Here is a 16,887-nt window from a genome sequence, read left to right on the forward strand (position 1 = left end):
GGCGCCTTCACGGTACGTCGGTCAGCCGGCCGCGCTGAGCCGCAGGGTGACCAGCTCGAACGGTCGCAGCGCCAGCCGCACCGCGCCGTCCTCCACCGTCACCTCGCCGCGGGTGCCGTCCCAGGGCCGTTCCAGCAGGTCGCAGGGCACGGCGCCGGCCAGCGGGAAGGAGGTGGTGAGCCGGCCGCGGGCCCGGCCACCGCCCGCCTCGTAGACCCGGACGACCAGGTCGCCGCTGCGGTCGTCGGCGAGCTTGACGGCGCTGACCACCAGGGCGTCGTCGTCCAGCTCGACCAGCGGCGCGACCCGCTCGGCGCTGCCGGTGACCCGCCGCTCGGGCAGGCCGATCCGGTAGCCCTCGCGGACGGCGTCGGCGATCGCCGCGCCCGGGACGAGCGCGTGCCGGAAGCGGTGCACTCCCTGGTCGGTCTTCGGGTCGGGGAAGCGCGGGGCGCGCAGCAGGGAGAAGCGCACGGTCGTGGTGGTGCCGCCGTCGGTCGCGCGCACGGTGCGGGTGACGTCGTGGCCGTAGGTGGAGGCGGTCACCAGGGCCACGCCCCAGCCGGGCTCCTCCAGGTGGACGAAGCGGTGGTTGCAGGCCTCGAACTTGGCGGCGTCCCAGCTGGTGTTGGTGTGGGTGGGCCGGTAGAGGTGGCCGAACTGGGTCTCGGCGGCGTAGCGCTCGGTGTGGACGTCCAGCGGGAAGGCCGCCTTGAGGAACTTCTCGGTCTCGTGCCAGTCGACCTCGGTGTCGATGTCCAGGCGCTGCTCGCCGGCCCGCAGGGTGAGGACCTGGACGACGGTGGAGGAGCCGAAGGAGCGGGTGATGCGGACGGCGGCCCGGTCGGCGGAGGCGGTGGCGGTGAGCGAGTCCACGCCGGTCAGGTCGGTGACGGTGTTGCGGTAGAACCGGTCGACGTCCCAGGCGTCCCACATGTTGGGGAAGTCCGGGTGCAGCTGCAGCAGGTTGGCCCGGCTGCCGGGGGCGACGCTCTCGCGGCCGCTGGACAGTTCGACCACCGAGGCGATCAGGCCGTCCCCGTCGACGGTGACCTCCAGCAGGCCGTTGCGCAGGGTGAACCCGCCCTCGGGCCGCTCGTCGGCCGTGCAGCCCTCTCCCGCCGGGGCCACCACGGCCGCCCCGCCCGCCGGGACGGCCGAGCGGGCGTGCGGCGCGGCGTTGAACACCAGCTCGCGCCCGCCCGCGGCCTCCCCGGCCAGCGCCTGCTGGGCGGCGCCGATCAGCCCCTCCAGCTCCTCCGCCAGGGCCGCGTACGTCGCCTCCGCCTCGCGGTGCACCCAGGCGATCGAGGAACCGGGCAGGATGTCGTGGAACTGGTGCAGCAGCACGGTCTTCCAGATCCGGTCCAGCTGCTCGTACGGGTATGCCGCGCTGGTGCGCAACGCCGCGGTGGCGCACCAGAGTTCGGCCTCGCGCAGCAGGTTCTCGCTGCGCCGGTTGCCCTGCTTGGTCCTCGCCTGGCTGGTCAGGGTGGCCCGGTGGAGTTCGAGGTAGAGCTCGCCGACCCAGACCGGCGGGTCCGGGTACTCGGCCTCGGCCTTGGCGAAGAACTCGGCGGGCTTCTCCCAGCGGACGGTGGCCGAGCCCTCCAGGTCGCGCAGCCGGGCCGCCTTGGCGACCATCTCGCGGGTCGTCCCGCCGCCGCCGTCGCCCCAGCCGGTCGGGGCGAGCGAGTGCCGGGCCACCCCCTTGTCCTTGAAGTTCCTTTCCGCGTGGGCGATTTCGCTGCCCTTCATGGAGCAGTTGTAGGTGTCCACGGGCGGGAAGTGGGTGAAGATGCGCGTCCCGTCGATGCCCTCCCAGAGGAAGGTGTGGTGCGGGAACCTGTTCACCTGGCTCCACGAGATCTTCTGGGTCAGCAGCCACTTGGAGCCCGCGTTGCGGATGATCTGCGGCAGGCCGCCGGTGAAGCCGAAGGTGTCCGGCAGCCAGGCCTCGCGGTTCTCGATCCCGAACTCCTCCAGGAAAAACCGCTTCCCGTAGACGAACTGACGGGCCATCGCCTCCGAGCTCGGCATGTTGGTGTCGGACTCGACCCACATGCCGCCGGCCGGCACGAACCGGCCCTCGGCCACCGCCTTGCGGACCCGCGCGTACACCTCGGGGCGGTGCTCCTTGATCCACGCGTACTGCTGTGCCTGGGACATGGTGTAGAGGAAGTCCGGCTCGTCCTCCAGCAGCGCGGTCATGTTGGCGGTGGTGCGGGCCACCTTGCGCACCGTCTCGCGCAGCGGCCACAGCCAGGCCGAGTCGATGTGGGCGTGGCCGATCGCGCTGATCCGGTGCGCGGACGGGGCCGCGGGTGCGGCCAGTACGGCCGTGAGCTCCGAACGGGCGGCCGCGGCCGTGCCGTTGACGTCCTGGAGGTCGATCGCGTCCAGGGCCCGTTCGACCGCGCGCAGCACCTCCCAGCGGCGGGCGCCGTCCACCGGGAGTTCGGCCATCAGCTCGCCGAGCACCTCCAGGTCGATGGAGAGCTGCCAGACCGTCTCGTCGAAGACCGCGAGGTCCGTCCGGGCCAGCTGGTACTGCGGCTGGTCGCCGGCCGTCTCCCTGTCGCCCAGCTCGGTGGGCAGGAAGGGGTGGTAGTCCAGGATGACCGGGTTGGCGGCGGCCTCGACGTGCAGCAGCACCTGCTCCCCGCCGGCCGCCGGGGCGGCGATCCGCACCCACTGGTTGCGCGGGTTGAGGCCCTTCACCGGGCTGCCGTCCGGGCGGTAGACCAGGCCCTCGCACTGGAAGCCGGGCATGTTGGCGTCGAAGCCGAGGTCGATCAGCGCCTCGACCGTCCGGCCGGCCCAGGCCTCGGGCACGGTGCCGGAGACGGTCAGCCAGCTGGTGCCCCAGGGCGCGCCCCAGGCGTCGCCGACCGCGATCGGGGTGCGCGGCGCGGCCAGGCCCTCGGCGACCGGGACGGGCTCGCCGGGGGCGGTCCAGATGCCGACCTCCAGCGGGACGGACTCCGGGTGGATCGCCGGGAGGATGCGCTCCTCCAGGACGCGCTTGAGGCGGGACTCGACGAGGGTGCGGTCATCGTGCATGTCGGCAGGCTCCGTTGCGTGACGAGGGACAGCGCTGACTAGAGAGAACGTACGTCGAAGGGGTGGACCACCTCGGTGATGCCGCGCGCGGCCAGGTGCGCCCGGTCCCCGGCGCGTTCGGCGAGCACGGTGGTCGGGCGGGCGCCGGCCTCGGCGAGGCGCATGAAGGCCTCGTACACCGCCCCGCCGGGTCCGCAGACCGCGCGGTGCGGCGAGGTGACCTCGTCCCCGGTGGCGACCACCACGGCGGTGCTGCGCGGCTTGGCCGGCTGCCAGTCGCGGCGGGCCTCGGCGGCGGCCTCGGCGAGCCGGGCACCGGCCGGTTTGACGGCCCGTTCGGTGGTCAACAGGCCGAGGTCGTATTCCAGTTCGGGGAAGTCGGCGAGCGAGCGGTCCACGTCGTGGGAGCACCACCAGGTGACGCCCCAGAGGTCGGGGCAGTCCAGTACGGCCTCGACGGTGGCGCCGGTGAACCGGGCCGCGTCCTCGGCGCCGATGTGCGGGGCGGGCGCGCCGACCTCCTGGAGCCAGACCGGGCGGGCCGGGTCGTCGGCCCAGGCCTTGGAGAGCTCGACCAGGTAGGCGGCGTGCTGGGCGGTGGCGGTGGAGTGGGCGCCGTAGCGCTGGGCCGTGCCGTTGAACACCCAGGAGTGCACGGCGGTGGCGGCGCCCAGGCGGGCCGAGTGCCAGGGCGTGAACGGGTGCCCGTCCCGGTACCAGGCCGCGTCGTACGAGGCGTGCAGGTGCAGCCGTCCGGGCGCGCCGCGCTCGCAGGCGGCGAGCATCCGGCGCAGCCAGGCCTCGGCCTCGGCGGGGGTGACCTCGTCCGGGTCGGGGTGCGGGCCGCCGGAGAACTGGTTGATCTCGTTGCCGAGCGTCAGGCCGAGGAAGTTCGGCCGCTCGCGCAGTGCCCCGGCGAGGGTGTGCAGGTAGGCGGCCTGGGCGTCGATGACCTCGGGGTCGGTGAAGATGTTGCGGCGGTGCCAGGTCCGGGTCCAGGACGGCAGGAAGTCGAAGCTGGACAGGTGGCCCTGGAGGCCGTCCACCGCGACGTCCAGGCCGCGTTCGCCGGCCGCGTCCACCAGGGCCGTCAGCTGTTCGACGGCGCGCGGGCGGATCAGGGTGCGGTTGGGCTGGAACAGCGGCCAGAGCGGGAAGACCCGGACGTGGTCGAGGCCGAGGGCGGCGATGGAGTCGAGGTCGGCGCGCACGGCGTCGAGGTCGAAGTCGAGCCAGTGGTGGAACCAGCCGGCGCTCGGGGTGTAGTTGACGCCGAAACGCGGGGCCTGCGGGGTCGTGGTCACGGGGGCATCCTCAACTGAGCTGGGACCTGCGGGAGATGGGCTCATCCCTTGACGGCTCCCTCCTCGACGCCCTGGAAGAAGAAGCGCTGGCAGACGGCGAACACCACGACGATCGGCAGGAAGGCGATCATGGTGCCGGCCGCGATCAGCCGGGGGTTGGCGGAGAAGGTGCCGTTGAGGTACTGGAGCCCGACGGTGAGGGTGTACTTCTGCGGGTCGTTGAGCACGATCAGCGGCCAGAGGAAGTCGTCCCAGGCGCCGATGAAGGTGAAGATGACGATCACGCTGAGCATGCCGCGCACGTTCGGCAGGCCGATGTGCCACAGCCGCTGCCGGACGTTGGCGCCGTCGACCAGCGCGGCCTGGTCCAGCTCGGCGGGTACGGCGGCGAAGGCGGTGCGCATCAGCAGCACGTTGAGCATGGCGATCGCCCCGGGCAGCGCGACGCCGAGCAGGCTGTCGGCCAGGCCGAGGCCGCGCACCAGCACGTACTGGGAGACGATGGTGACCTCGCCGGGCAGCACCAGGGTGGCCAGGAACAGGCCGAGGAGCAGCTTGGCGCCGCGGAAGCGCAGCCGGGCCAGGGCGAAGCCGGCCAGGGTGCAGCCGACCACGTTGCCGGTGATGCAGACGGCGGCGACGATCACCGAGTTGAGGGCGTAGGTCCACACCGGGACGGTGTCGGCGACCTTGCCGTAGTTGCCGAGGGTGGGCCGGTCGGGCAGGAAGCCCGGGGTGCGCGAGTAGACGTCCTCGCCGGCGCCCTTGAGGGAGGTGGACAGCTGCCACAGGAAGGGGCCGATCACCAGGAGCAGGACGAGCAGGAGCAACAGGTAACGGGCCGCGGTCCGGGCGGGGGAGGGGGTGTTGAAGCCGCGCGCCGCCCTCCTGCGGACGGGCGCGGTGCGGACGGTGGTGCCGGGTTCGCGGACGGTGGTCACGGGTCAGGCCGCCTTCCGGTTCAGCCGCATCAGGAACAGCATCGGGCCGAGGGTGATGACGAACAGCATCAGGCTGAGCGCGGAGGCGTAGCCGAGGTGGCCGTTGAAGCCGCGGCTGTACATCTGGATCAGCATCACCACCGACATGTCGCGGCCGCCGGGGCCGCCCAGCCCGTTGGAGAGCACGTACAGCTCGGAGAAGACGCGCAGCGAACTCACCGAGATGAGGGCGGAGACCAGCACCATGGTCGGGCGCACCCCGGGCAGGGTGACGTGCCGGAAGCGGCTCAGCGGGCCGGCGCCGTCCACGGCCGCTGCCTCGTGCAGCTCGCGCGGGACGTTGGCGAGCGCGGAGAGGTAGATGACCATGTAGTAGCCCAGGCCCTTCCAGACGGTCAGGGCGATAGCGCTGAACAGCAGCAGCCAGCGGTCGGTGAGGAAGGGGACCGGGGAGTCGCTGAGGCCGGTCTGCCGGAGCAGGCCGTTGACCAGGCCCCGGTCGTCCAGCACCCAGCCCCAGATCAGCGCCACCACGACGGCGGAGGCGATCACCGGGGTGTAGAAGGCGGTGCGGAAGAAGGTGATGCCGGGGATGCGGCGCTGGACGAGCAGGGCGAGCAGCAGCGGGAGGACCGTGAGCAGGGGGAGGCAGACCAGCATGAAGACGATGCTGTTGAGCAGGGCGTCGGCGAGCTGGGCGTCGTCGAACAGGCGGCCGTAGTTCTCCAGGCCGGTGAACCGGCCGCCGCCGATCGGCTTGGCGTTGGTGAAGGAGAGGATCACCGTGTTGACGGCCGGCCAGAGGTTGAAGACGGCCAGCCAGAGGATCGCGGGGCCGGCGAGCAGCCAGGGGGTGAACCAACGCCGGTGGGTCATGCTGTCGCCTTCCTGGGGCGGGGCCTTCCTGGGGTGGGCGTTCTGGGGGTGGGCGTTCTGGGGGCGTTCCGGGGGCGGGCGTTCCGGGGTCGGCGGGCGTGGGGGAGGCCCGCCGCCTCGCCGGTACGGGGTTCCGGGCGTGGTGGGGTCAGCCCTTGAGCAGCTTGTCGCACTGCTCGACGGCGGTGTCCAGGGCCTGCTTGGAGCTGGTCCGGCCGCTGATGGCGAGGGCGAACTGCTGCTTGACGACGGTGCCCATCGCGTCGTCCACCTCGACCGGCTGGATCAGCTCGGCCTTGGCGAGCGAGTCGAAGGCGATCACCTTGGCGTCGCCCGCGTTGGTGCCGTCGCTCCTGCTGAAGAACGGGTCGTTCGCGGAGGCCTTGGTGGAGGGGAAGACGCTGGTCAGGTGGGCGAAGGCGGCCTGGTTCTCGGGGCTGGTGACCCAGCGGGCGAGGGCGACCGCGGCGGCCGGGTTCTTGGTGCTCCTGGGGATGGACAGGCCCTGGACGTACAGCGGCGGGGTGCCCATCGCGGGGGAGGCGACGACCTTCGGTGCGAGGGTCGGGTTGTCGGTGGCGAGGCTGGTGATGTAGTTGCCGCCGCCGGTGGTCCAGGCCACGGTGCCGGAGCTGAACAGCTTGGAGTTGCCGGCGTAGGTGTCGGTGAGCACCCCGTTCGGCATCAGCCCCTCCTGGAAGGCGTCGCGGTACTTGTCCAGCAGTGCGGCGGCCTCGGGGGTGTTGAAGGTGAAGGACTTGCCGTCGTCGGCCATGATCTTCACACCGATGTTGTGGAGGTCGCCGAGGCCCGGTTTGCGGCTCATCAGGTAGTCCTGGCCGCCGGACTTCTGCTTCATCACCCGGGCCTGGGCGATGAGTTCGTCCAGGGTGGCCGGGGGCTTCCCCGGGTCCAGGCCGTCCTTTCGGAGGAGGTCCGAACTCCAGTAGTTCACATCGGTGTTGAGATACCAGGGGTAGCCGAAGGTGCCCTGGTAGCCGTGGTAGCGGTAGGCCTCCACGCCGCCGGCCACGTACTCGTCGGCGAGCTTGGGGTCGGCCTTGGCCACGTCCAGCAGGACGTCCTTCCTGGCGAGCGGGAAGGCGAAGTCCGGCGGGAGGTTGACCACGTCGGGCAGGGTGCCGGCGGCGGCCTGGCTGAGCACCTTGTCGGAGTAGCCCTCGCCGGGCTGGTCGAGCCAGTCGACCTCGACGCCGGGGTACTTCTTCCTGAAGCCGTCGATCACGCCCTGCATGTAGTCGGTGAACTTCGGCTTGAGCGCCCAGGTCTGGATCGAGACCTTGCCCTTGACCTCGCCGGCGGCGGCCGCACTCGCCACGCTGTCGCTGTTCTTGCTGTCGCCGGAGCCGAGTCCGCAGCCGGTGAGGGCCGCGGCGGTGAGGGCCGTCGTCGTCAGTGCCGCCCAGATTCTTCGCATGAGGGTCTCCCGGTCCTGGGGTGGGTGGGGGATCGCGCCGAGCTCGGGGGTGGGTGGGGTCTTCGGTCGGGTGATGTTCCGGACAACGACCTACTAAACCGGTCTAGCTCTGGCAGGGACTATGCTCCGGCCTAAACTTGGCTGTCAAGAGAAGGAGTCGGGTTCCGTGGGCAGACCGACGATCGCCGACATCGCGCGCCGGGCCGGCGTCTCCAAGGGCGCGGTCTCCTTCGCGCTCAACGGCCGACCGGGCGTCAGCGAGGCGACCCGGGACCGGATCCTGCGGGTCGCCGAGGAGATGAACTGGCGGCCCCACCACGCCGCGCGCGCCCTCGGCGGGGCCCGGTCCGACGCCGTCGGCCTGGTGATCGCCCGCCCCGCCCGCACCATCGGCGTCGAACCGTTCTTCAGCCACCTGCTCTCCGGCCTGCAGGCGGTGCTCTCGGCCAGCTCGGTGGCGCTGCACCTGATGGTCGTGGAGGACACCGCCGCCGAGATCGAGGTCTACCGGCGCTGGGCCTCCGAGCACCGGGTCGACGGCTTCGTGGTGGTGGACCTCCAGGTCAGGGACCCGCGGCTGCCGGTGCTGGACGAACTCGGGCTGCCCGCCGTCGTCCTCGGCGGCCCGGGCAAGGGCGGCCACCAGCTGCGGATCTGGGCCGACGACCGGGAGGCGATGCTCTCCATCGTCGACTACCTGGCCGCCATCGGACACCGCCGGATCGCCCACCTCGCCGGACTGCCGCACTTCCAGCACACCCAGCGGCGGATCCGCGCGCTGCGCGACGCCTCGCGCCGGCTCGGGCTGGAGGAGGCGGTGTCGGTGCCCACCGACTTCAGCGACGCCGAGGGAGCGGCGGCCACCCGCACGCTGCTCTCCCGGGCCCGGCGGCCCACCGCGATCGTCTACGACAGCGACGTGATGGCCGTCGCCGGGCTCGGCGTCGCGGGGGAGATGGGCGTCGCGGTGCCCGGCGAGCTGTCCATCGTCTCCTTCGACGACTCGGTGCTCGCCCGGATCGTCCATCCGCCGCTGACCGCGCTCAGCCGGGACACCTTCGCGCTCGGCGAGCAGGTCGCACGCAGCCTGCTGGAGGCGGTGGACGGCACCGGACCCGGGCGGGACCTCCGGATGCCCACGCCCCGGCTGACCGTACGGGAGTCCACCTCGCCGCCGCCACCGGTGGGTGTGGCTGCTGCGCGACTCGTTGACACCGGTTCTGAACCGGTTTAGCCTCGCTGCGCCGAGGGGGTCCGGCCTGCGCACCGCTTGCTGTCATGACCGCCGCATTCCCCTCGATGAGCACCGCCGCGCCCGCATGCACCCGGGCCTGCCGCTGCCGGTGGGCCCGGCCCCACCCACTCCGCTCGATCGGAGCCACCGCATGTCCAGACGTCTCCCCCTGCTGTTCGGCGCCGCACTCGCGACGGCCGCGCTGGGCGTCGTGCCGCCCGCCCAGGCCGCCCCCGCCGCCGCCCCCGCCCCTGTCGCCGCCCTTTCGGCCCCGCCGGCCACGGCCGCCGCCGGGAACCAGCCCTACGCCTCGTACTGGTACCCCAGCACCATCCTCAACTGGGACCCGGCCACCGACCCGGACGCCCGGTTCAACCGCTCCCGCGTCCCGCTCCAGCCGCGCACCAGCGACCCGGCCCTGGCCGCGAACCCCAACGCCCGGGCGGGCGAAGGGAAGATCGCCTCGCTGGTGTCCTTCGCCCCCACCTCGAACAACCCCTCCCAGGGCTCCGCCGACCCCAACTACTACGCCTTCGGCTACTGGCAGTACGTCGACAAGCTGGTGTTCTGGGGCGGATCCGCCGGTGAGGGCCTGATCCTCGCGCCGAACCCGACCGTGATCGACGCCGCCCACCGCAACGGCGTCAAGGTCTACGGCACCGTCTTCTTCCCGCCCGCCGCGTACGGCGGCCGGCTCCCGTGGGTGCGCGACTTCGTCCGGAAGGCCGGCGACCACTACCCCGTGGCCGACAAGCTGGTGCAGGCCGCCCAGTACTACGGCTTCGACGGCTGGTTCATCAACCAGGAGACGGGCGGCGGCGATGCGGGCCTCGCGTCCGAGGTCCGCAACCTGATGCAGTACACCGGGACGAAGAGCGGCACCGAGTTCATGTGGTACGACGCGATGACCACCTCGGGCGCCGTCGACTGGCAGAACGCCCTCACCTCGGCCAACTCGCCCTTCCTCCAGGAAGGTCCGAAGCGCACCTCGGACTCGATGTTCCTCAACTTCGGCTGGACGTCCGACGGCCTGGACTCCTCCCGCACCCTGGCCCACCGGCTCGGCCGCAGCGAGTACGACCTGTACTCCGGCATCGACACCGAGGCGAACGGCTACAACACCTCCGTCGACTGGAACACCCTCTTCCCGGCCGGTCGGCCGCACACCACCTCACTCGGCCTCTACCGCCCCGAGTGGACCTGGAAGTCCGCCACCGACCGGGCCGACTTCTACACCAAGGACGCCCGCTACTGGGTCGGCGCCAACGGCGACCCGTCGAACACCGACCTCTCCGGCAGCTGGCCGGGCCTGGCGGGCTACGTCGCCGAGTCCTCGCCGATCACCGCCAAGCCCTTCGTCACCACCTTCGACACCGGCCAGGGCGACTTCTACAACGCGGCCGGCACCCGGGTCGCCACCGGCGGCTGGAACAACCTCTCGCTGCAGGACGTCCCGCCGACCTACCGCTGGGTGGTCAACTCCGGTGGCAGCAAGCTCAGTCCGTCGATCGACTTCACCGACTCCTACCAGGGCGGCTCCTCGCTGCGACTGACCGGCACCCTGGACTCCACCAACACCGTGCGGCTCTACCAGACCAGCCTGCCGGTCGCCGCCGACACCAAGCTCGACCTGGTGGTGAAGACCCCGGCCGCCGGTCCGACCAGGCTCAAGGCGGCGGTTTCCTTCACCGACACCCCGGACAGCTTCACCACCGTGGACGTCGGGGGAAACGCCGGGACGGGCTGGGAGCGGCACACCCTCGACCTCTCCCCCTACGCGGGCCGGACCATCTCCCAGCTCGCACTGCAGGTGGACGGCTCCTCCGGCGCGGACCCGGCGTACGACCTGCGCGTCGGCCAAGTCGCCCTCTACGACGGTTCGGTGGAGCAGCCGGCGGCACCGGGCGGGCTGACCGTGCTCGGCGCGAGCGACGTGACCGCGGGCGCCAGCCAGTCACTGCGGCTCTCCTGGACGGCCGCGCCCGGCGGCAACGTCCACCACTACGAGGTGTACCGGCGCAACGCGGACGGCAGCCGCACCTTCCTGGGGGCCACCCCCAACGACGCCTACTTCGTCGGGCGGCTCGACCGGGCCGGCGGGGAGACCGGCACCACGCTGGACGTCGAGGCGGTGTCCACCACCTACGGGCACTCCGGCGTCGCCTCCACGGTGGTGGGTTGGAACGGAACGCCGCCCTCGACCTCGACCGACCTGGCCCTGAACCGCCCGGCCACCGCCTCCGGCCGGTGCAACGCCGACGAGGGCCCGGCCAAGGCCGTCAACGGCAGCGTCGGCGGCGGGACCGGCGACAAGTGGTGCACCCTCACCTCCGCCAAGTGGCTGGAGGTGGACCTCGGTTCGGCGAAGAAGCTGGACAGGTTCGTGGTCGAGCACGCCCAGGCGGGCGGTGAGAGCGCCTCCTACAACACCCGGGACTTCTCCGTCCAGGTCCGCTCGAAGACCACCGACCCGTGGACGACGGTCGCCACCGTGACCGGCAACACCGCGGGCACCACCAGCCATCCGGTGAACACCACCGCCCGCTACGTGCGGCTGGTCGTCACCAAGCCGACCCAGAGCACCGATCCGGCAGCCCGCATCTACGAGTTCGAGGCCTGGGGGCAGTAGGACCCGCCTGGCGGGCCGGGGAGGGCGACGATCCCGATGCGCTCACGGTCGACGAAGGCGGGGGGCTTCTCGGCGGTTCCGGCACGCGACACGGGTGGGCCGGGGGTGGCGTTGCGACTTCGGAGAGTGATGGCCGCGATACGGTTCGTCTACGGTCCATTCGGTTCGTCCGGCCTCCCTCAGGGGGCGGGCGAGGTGTGGGCCGGGTCCGTAGGCGACGGTGCGATCCGTCGGTTCCCGCACCTCCGACAAGGAGTTCCCCATGACGTTCCCCGCCATCCGCGGCATCCGCGGGCGATTCCGCCGAGGTCTGCTGCTCGGCCTCACCGCGGCGGTGGCCACCGCTCTGCTGGGCGTGAGTGCCGCCGGGGCGCCGGCTGCCGACGGCCGGCGTGCGGGCGGCGGCGCTCGGCACACCCGGATCATCGGCGGTACCCAAGTCGCCGATGACGCCTACCCGTTCATGGCGGCGCTGCTCTACCAGCGCCCTGACCTGACCACGTACGAGAACCAGTACTGCGGCGGCAGCCTGATCGCCCCGCAGTGGGTGCTGACCGCCGCCCACTGCGTGGACAAGTGGCCGACCACGGGGTTCGACGTCCTCGTCGGCCGGGCCCAGCTGTCCGACTCCGGCAAGGGCCAGCTGCGCCACGTCGAGACGGTGAAGATCCACCCGCGCTACGGGAGCGTGGGAGGCTACGACATCGCGGCGGTGAAGCTCACGGAGGCGGTGAGTGGCATCACCCCCGTCAAGCTGCCGACCAAGGGCACCGATGCGATGCTGCGGCCGGGGCAGGAGGCCACGGTCATCGGCTGGGGCAACACCGATGAAGTCCTGTACCACGGGCCGGACCGGCTGCGGCAGGTGAACGTGCCGATCCTCGCCACCGCCGAGTGCATGATCTCGGGCGGCTTCAACCCGGACACCGACGTCTGTGCCGGCCGAGAGGGCCGGGACGCCTGCCAGGGGGACAGCGGAGGACCGCTGTTCCGCACCGTTCCGGGCCGTGAGGTCTTCTACCAGATCGGTGTGGTGTCGGGCGGTTTCGGCTGCGGTCAGCAGGGCGGCCCCGGCATCTACACGTCAACGGCCTCGGCCACCCTGCTGGACTCCTGGCCGGGGTTCCCGTCGTTCGACGACAGGGACCCGGCCGGTGCCGGGCCGGTGGGGACACCGGCCGGGTGACGTGAGTCGGTCGCGGCCCTCCGCCCGGTGGGGCGGGGGGCCGCGGGGCGGGGGGCCGTGGGCTGGAGGGCCGTGGGCTGGAGGGCCTTGGCGCGGACGGCTGTTGGGAGGTTCGCGGAGGCGGAAGACAAATGGGTGGCAGGGCCGGTGATCGAGCTGATAGCTTCTCGGTCGACCGTGACACCGCCCGAGGAGGTGAGACCCGTGAACGCTGTACCGATATGGGTGCTCCCCCTTGCCGTCACGAGTGGCGATTGACGTAGGTCTCGCCGGGAGCGCCTCCTTGCAAGGCACTCTCGAAGGGCAACTGCCATGAACGCTCTCCTTTTCACCGCTGAATCCACCACCGACGGCATCGTCGAACGCGAGTTCACCGTCAACGGCGTACCCGGTGTCCTCTGGTCTCCCGCGTCCGGTGCGGACGGTGCGCCGCTGGTCCTCCAGGCCCACGGGGGCGGCAACCACAAGAAGCACCCGGCGATGTCCGGCCGGGCCGGGCGCCTGGTGCGCGCCTGCGGGTACCACGTGGCCGTCCTCGATGCGCCCGGTCATGGTGACCGCCCGCGCAGCGAGCACGACGAGCGGGAGATCTCCGCCCTGTTCGCGGCCCGGGCGGCCGGCGAGCCGGAGGGGCCGATCGTGGTCCGCTACAACGACCACCTGGCCAGGCTCGCCGTGCCGGAGTACCACGCGCTGCTGGACGCCCTCCAGCAGCTGCCGGAGATCGGGACCGAGGGGCCGGTCGGCTTCTGGGGCATCAACATGGGCACCGCGATCGGCGTTCCGTTCGTCGCCGCCGAGCCCCGGATCACCGCCGCGGTGTTCGGCCAGCACTGGCCCCAGGCGCTGGCCGAGTACGCCGAGCGGATCACCGTCCCGGTCGAGTTCGACCTCCAGTGGGACGACGAGCACATATCCCGCGAGGAGGGCCTCGCGCTCTTCGACGCCTTCGCCTCGGCGGAGAAGTCCCTGCACGTGAACTCGGGCAAGCACAAGGAACTGCCCCGCTTCGAGGTCGACAGCGCGGTCCGCTTCTTCGCCCGGCACCTCGGCCGGGCGGTGAACACGGCAGCCTGACGCCTCGATCGGCTGTCCGTTGTCCGTCGCGCCACTATGGTGGCCCGATGGCAACGATCAGGCAGTTCCAGGTCACCTTCGACTGTGCGGAACCCGAGCGCGTCGGCCGCTTCTGGTGCGAGCTGCTCGGGTATGTCCCGCCGGAGCCGCCGAACGGGTTCGCCACCTGGGAGGAGTACGAGAACTCCCGTTCTCCCGAGGAACGGGGCTCGTGGTTCGCCTGCACTGATCCGACGGGGGTCGGCCCGCGGCTGTACTTCCAGCGCGTTCCCGAGGGAAAGGTCGTCAAGAACCGGGTGCACCTCGACGTGCGGGTCGGTACGGGGCTCGTGGGCGAGGAGCGCCTGGCCGTGCTTGAGGCCGAGTGCGAGCGGGTGCTCGCGCTGGGCGCGGTGCGGGTGCAGCTGCTGTACGACGGCCACGACTCCTGCATCTCGATGCAGGACATCGAGGGCAACGAGTTCTGCCTGGACTGAGGTTGTGCAGGGCGGCCGAGGTTGTACAGGGCGGTGTGCAGGTCGCGCCTCACCGGCGACAACTCCACCCGGCGGCTGGTGCGGTGGAACAGCGGGACAACGATCCGGCGCTCCAGCTCGGCGATCGTCTGGCTGATCCTGGCCGTGGAGACGTGCAGTCGTTCGGCGGTGCGCCCGAAGTGCAGTTCCTCGGCGAGCGTGAGGAAGGCCTCCAGCTCGTGCCGCTCCAGCATCCGGCGCCTTCCCCCGTCCACTTCCATCGTCAACTGTGGCTTAACGATCGTGGCACAGAAGCGCATTGATGATCCACACAGCCCGCAGCATGATCGGAGCTGTCGGAAACACAGCCCCCTGGAGGAGTCCGTCATGTACGTCACCCGCGACCGCGCCCTGACCGCCCCGGCCCACGACACCGCCGCGGTCGTCGCGGAACTCCGGGACCGCGCCGAGATCGTCGACGCCCTCTACCGCTTCGGCCTCGGCCAGGACCTCAAGGACAAGGAGCTCTTCGCCTCCGCCTTCGCCGCCGACGCCGAGCTGGACTTCCGCCCGGCCGCGGCGAAGTGGGGCGGCGAGCCGCCGGTGATGTCCGGACGGGACACCATCGTCAGCACCATCCTGGCCATGTTCACCGGCCGGATCGACACCACCCACCAGGTCGCCAACCCCCGGATCACGATCGACGGCGACACCGCCCGCCTCACCGCCCTCGTGGAGGCGCAGCACCTGCTCATCGCCGACCCCGCCACCCACGCCCTGCTGAAGAACCCCTACGACGTCGAACTCGTCCGCGACGGCGACCGCTGGGTCATCCGGCGGATGAGCATCGACAACACCTGGTTCACCGGTGACCCCGGCGCCATCTTCGGCTGACCGGATCGTTCCGCATCCGGCCCCGATGGTGCCTTCAGCCGAGGGCCCCGGGCCCGCCAGGATCGGGGGCATGAACAGAGCGCTCCTCGTCATCGACGTCCAGGAATCCTTCCGCCGGCTGGAGAAGTGGGCGGCCGTCTCCAACCCCGATATCGTCACCCAGGTGAACAAGCTGGTGGCACACGCCCGCGCCGAGGGGGACCTGGTCGTCTGGTTCCTGCACGCCGAAGCGGGCAGCGGGACGGTCTTCGACCCCGCTCTCGGGTACGTGCGGATGATCGACGGGCTGGTGCCCGCCGAGGGCGAGCCCGTCCTCACCAAGACCTCCCACAACGCCTTCACCACCACCAACCTCCAGCAGCAGCTGACCGAGCGCGGCATCCGCGAACTGACCGTCAGCGGCATCCGCACCGAGCAGTGCTGCGAGACCACCACCCGGGTCGCCGCCGACCTCGGCTACGACGTCACCTTCGTCACCGACGCCACCGCGACCCAGCCGATCGAGCACCGGGACGCGCCGCCCGGGCGCAGCCTCGCCGAGATCCTCGCGGACCCGCGCACGCTCTCCACGGAGGAGATCACGACCCGCACCGAGTACGCCCTCTCGGGCCGCTTCGCCCGGGTCGCGACCGTCCAGGAGCTGACCGGATCGTGACCCGCGTCGTCTTCCTGCTCGTCCCGCAGCTGCACCTGCTGGACCTCGCCGGGCCCGCCCAGGTGTTCTCGACCGCGGCCGACCTGGGCCTCGGGTACCAGATCGGCTACGTGGCCGAGCAGGAGGACGTCCCGACGGCGCAGGGCCTGCCGCTGCGGGCCGCCACCGAGTGGCCGCCGCTGTCGGCAGGGGACCTGGTCGTCGTCCCCGGCTGGCGCGAGCCCCGCTCGCCGGGCGGTGGCGGTACCGGTGGCGGCCCCGGTGGCGCTTCCCACGGACCGTCCCCGGCGTCGTTGGAGCGGCTGGCCGCCCACCACGCGGCGGGCGGGACGGTCGCCAGCATCTGCACCGGCGCGGACGCCCTCGGCCGGGCCGGACTGCTGGACGGCCGCCGCTGCACCACCCACCACGACGCCCAGGACGGACTCGCCCGCCGCCACCCGTCGGCGTGCGTGGTCCGCGACGTGCTGTACGTGGTGGACGGCCGGGTGGTCACCTCGGCGGGCATCGCCAGCGGCATCGACCTCGCGCTGCACCTGGTCGCCGGCCGCCACGGGCCCGCGGCCGCCGCCCGGATCGCCCGCGAGATGGTCGTCTACGCCCGGCGCAACGGGGACGAGCAGCAGACCAGCGCGATGCTCAGGCACCGGGCCCACCTCGTCGACGCCGTCCACCACGTCCAGGACCTGATCGACGCCGGGTACACCACCCGGCTGCGCCTCGCGGAGCTCGCCGCCGCGTCCGGCGTCAGCGAACGCACCCTCACCCGCCACTTCACCGAGGCCACCGGCCGCACCCCGCTGCGCTACCAGCAGGAACTGCGGCTCGAACGGGCCGAACACCTCATCTCCCACGGCGCCACCGTCGAGGCCGCGGCGCGGGCGGTGGGCTTCCAGGACGCCCGGATGCTGCGCCGCCTGCGCGGGCGCGGCCGGGCGTCGACCTGATCGCCACATTGCCGTGAGCCCTTACTCGGCCGCGGTGTTCACCCCCGGGCGCCTGACCGTACGCCCCTGGGAACGGGCCGACCGGGAGCGGGAGTTCGGCCTGTACTCCCGCTGGGAGGCCGCCCGTCGGCGGGGCAGCAGCCCGGTTGATGAGGGCGTTGCGCGTTCGAGGCGTGAGCTGCGCCACA

13 protein-coding genes and 1 pseudogene are annotated in these 16,887 nt (G+C 71.9%); 8 read left to right on the plus strand and 6 right to left on the minus strand.

All coding sequences use genetic code 11. The annotated features are described in order from the left end of the window. Nucleotides 1–21: 21 nt before the first annotated feature. The 5 genes from ACZ6Z8_RS13730 to ACZ6Z8_RS13750 all read right to left on the minus strand — a co-directional run bounded on the left by ACZ6Z8_RS13730 (nucleotide 22) and on the right by ACZ6Z8_RS13750 (nucleotide 7,622). The gene (locus ACZ6Z8_RS13730) at nucleotides 22–3,063 is read right to left on the minus strand and encodes an alpha-mannosidase (protein WP_465609290.1); all 3,042 of its coding nucleotides are present in this window, start codon (nucleotides 3,061–3,063) and stop codon (nucleotides 22–24) included. Between the two features lie 38 nt (nucleotides 3,064–3,101). Further along, on the minus strand, nucleotides 3,102–4,412 hold the full coding sequence (locus ACZ6Z8_RS13735; protein WP_465609292.1) for a glycoside hydrolase 5 family protein: 1,311 nt from the start codon (nucleotides 4,410–4,412) through the stop codon (nucleotides 3,102–3,104). Beyond that, nucleotides 4,409–5,308: a carbohydrate ABC transporter permease gene (locus ACZ6Z8_RS13740; RefSeq protein ID WP_465609294.1), complete on the minus strand. Its 900-nt coding sequence runs from the start codon at nucleotides 5,306–5,308 to the stop codon at nucleotides 4,409–4,411. The genes ACZ6Z8_RS13735 and ACZ6Z8_RS13740 overlap by 4 nt, the downstream gene beginning before the upstream one ends. A gap of 3 nt (nucleotides 5,309–5,311) precedes the next feature. Further along, nucleotides 5,312–6,184, minus strand: coding sequence for a carbohydrate ABC transporter permease (locus tag ACZ6Z8_RS13745; protein ID WP_465609296.1), 873 nt, complete (start codon nucleotides 6,182–6,184; stop codon nucleotides 5,312–5,314). 148 nt (nucleotides 6,185–6,332) lie between these two features. Beyond that, on the minus strand, nucleotides 6,333–7,622 hold the full coding sequence (locus tag ACZ6Z8_RS13750; RefSeq protein WP_465609298.1) for an ABC transporter substrate-binding protein: 1,290 nt from the start codon (nucleotides 7,620–7,622) through the stop codon (nucleotides 6,333–6,335). Nucleotides 7,623–7,743: 121 nt separating this feature from the next. Here ACZ6Z8_RS13750 and ACZ6Z8_RS13755 point away from each other — a divergent pair, with 121 nt between their 5' ends. The 5 genes from ACZ6Z8_RS13755 to ACZ6Z8_RS13775 all read left to right on the plus strand — a co-directional run bounded on the left by ACZ6Z8_RS13755 (nucleotide 7,744) and on the right by ACZ6Z8_RS13775 (nucleotide 14,224). Next, nucleotides 7,744–8,856 (plus strand): LacI family DNA-binding transcriptional regulator, encoded by a 1,113-nt coding sequence (locus ACZ6Z8_RS13755; protein ID WP_465609300.1) that lies wholly within the window; start codon nucleotides 7,744–7,746, stop codon nucleotides 8,854–8,856. 151 nt (nucleotides 8,857–9,007) lie between these two features. Further along, on the plus strand, nucleotides 9,008–11,485 hold the full coding sequence (locus tag ACZ6Z8_RS13760) for an endo-beta-N-acetylglucosaminidase (protein ID WP_465609302.1): 2,478 nt from the start codon (nucleotides 9,008–9,010) through the stop codon (nucleotides 11,483–11,485). Between the two features lie 262 nt (nucleotides 11,486–11,747). Next, nucleotides 11,748–12,671 (plus strand): S1 family peptidase, encoded by a 924-nt coding sequence (locus tag ACZ6Z8_RS13765; protein WP_465609304.1) that lies wholly within the window; start codon nucleotides 11,748–11,750, stop codon nucleotides 12,669–12,671. Nucleotides 12,672–12,983: 312 nt separating this feature from the next. After that, a complete protein-coding gene (locus ACZ6Z8_RS13770) occupies nucleotides 12,984–13,748 on the plus strand; it encodes an alpha/beta hydrolase family protein (protein ID WP_465609306.1) in 765 nt (254 codons plus the stop codon). A gap of 47 nt (nucleotides 13,749–13,795) precedes the next feature. Next, the gene (locus tag ACZ6Z8_RS13775; protein WP_465609308.1) at nucleotides 13,796–14,224 is read left to right on the plus strand and encodes a VOC family protein; all 429 of its coding nucleotides are present in this window, start codon (nucleotides 13,796–13,798) and stop codon (nucleotides 14,222–14,224) included. Nucleotides 14,225–14,235: 11 nt separating this feature from the next. On the opposite strand, the pseudogene ACZ6Z8_RS13780 reads toward ACZ6Z8_RS13775, so the two are convergent. Continuing rightward, nucleotides 14,236–14,457 (minus strand): annotated as a pseudogene (locus ACZ6Z8_RS13780) (helix-turn-helix domain-containing protein); the annotation flags it as partial. A 133-nt stretch (nucleotides 14,458–14,590) separates the two neighbouring features. Here ACZ6Z8_RS13780 and ACZ6Z8_RS13785 point away from each other — a divergent pair. From ACZ6Z8_RS13785 to ACZ6Z8_RS13795, 3 genes are all read left to right on the plus strand, one after another. Next, nucleotides 14,591–15,097 (plus strand): nuclear transport factor 2 family protein, encoded by a 507-nt coding sequence (locus ACZ6Z8_RS13785; RefSeq protein ID WP_465609310.1) that lies wholly within the window; start codon nucleotides 14,591–14,593, stop codon nucleotides 15,095–15,097. A gap of 70 nt (nucleotides 15,098–15,167) precedes the next feature. Then, nucleotides 15,168–15,752, plus strand: coding sequence for a cysteine hydrolase family protein (locus ACZ6Z8_RS13790; RefSeq protein ID WP_465609312.1), 585 nt, complete (start codon nucleotides 15,168–15,170; stop codon nucleotides 15,750–15,752). After that, on the plus strand, nucleotides 15,749–16,699 hold the full coding sequence (locus tag ACZ6Z8_RS13795) for a GlxA family transcriptional regulator (protein ID WP_465609314.1): 951 nt from the start codon (nucleotides 15,749–15,751) through the stop codon (nucleotides 16,697–16,699). The genes ACZ6Z8_RS13790 and ACZ6Z8_RS13795 overlap by 4 nt, the downstream gene beginning before the upstream one ends. The last annotated feature ends 188 nt before the right edge of the window (nucleotides 16,700–16,887 follow it).

The organism is Kitasatospora sp. NPDC101108, from assembly GCF_055584725.1.

Coding starts and splice junctions, on each gene's coding strand:
- ACZ6Z8_RS13785 (WP_465609310.1), top strand. CDS start 14,591: ATGTACGTCACCCGCGACCGCGCCCTGACCGCCCCGGCCCACGACACC.
- ACZ6Z8_RS13755 (WP_465609300.1), top strand. CDS start 7,744: ATGCTCCGGCCTAAACTTGGCTGTCAAGAGAAGGAGTCGGGTTCCGTG.
- ACZ6Z8_RS13760 (WP_465609302.1), top strand. CDS start 9,008: ATGTCCAGACGTCTCCCCCTGCTGTTCGGCGCCGCACTCGCGACGGCC.
- ACZ6Z8_RS13770 (WP_465609306.1), top strand. CDS start 12,984: ATGAACGCTCTCCTTTTCACCGCTGAATCCACCACCGACGGCATCGTC.
- ACZ6Z8_RS13765 (WP_465609304.1), top strand. CDS start 11,748: ATGACGTTCCCCGCCATCCGCGGCATCCGCGGGCGATTCCGCCGAGGT.
- ACZ6Z8_RS13735 (WP_465609292.1), bottom strand. CDS start 4,412: ATGAGCCCATCTCCCGCAGGTCCCAGCTCAGTTGAGGATGCCCCCGTG.
- ACZ6Z8_RS13745 (WP_465609296.1), bottom strand. CDS start 6,184: ATGACCCACCGGCGTTGGTTCACCCCCTGGCTGCTCGCCGGCCCCGCG.
- ACZ6Z8_RS13730 (WP_465609290.1), bottom strand. CDS start 3,063: ATGCACGATGACCGCACCCTCGTCGAGTCCCGCCTCAAGCGCGTCCTG.
- ACZ6Z8_RS13790 (WP_465609312.1), top strand. CDS start 15,168: ATGAACAGAGCGCTCCTCGTCATCGACGTCCAGGAATCCTTCCGCCGG.
- ACZ6Z8_RS13775 (WP_465609308.1), top strand. CDS start 13,796: ATGGCAACGATCAGGCAGTTCCAGGTCACCTTCGACTGTGCGGAACCC.
- ACZ6Z8_RS13750 (WP_465609298.1), bottom strand. CDS start 7,622: ATGCGAAGAATCTGGGCGGCACTGACGACGACGGCCCTCACCGCCGCG.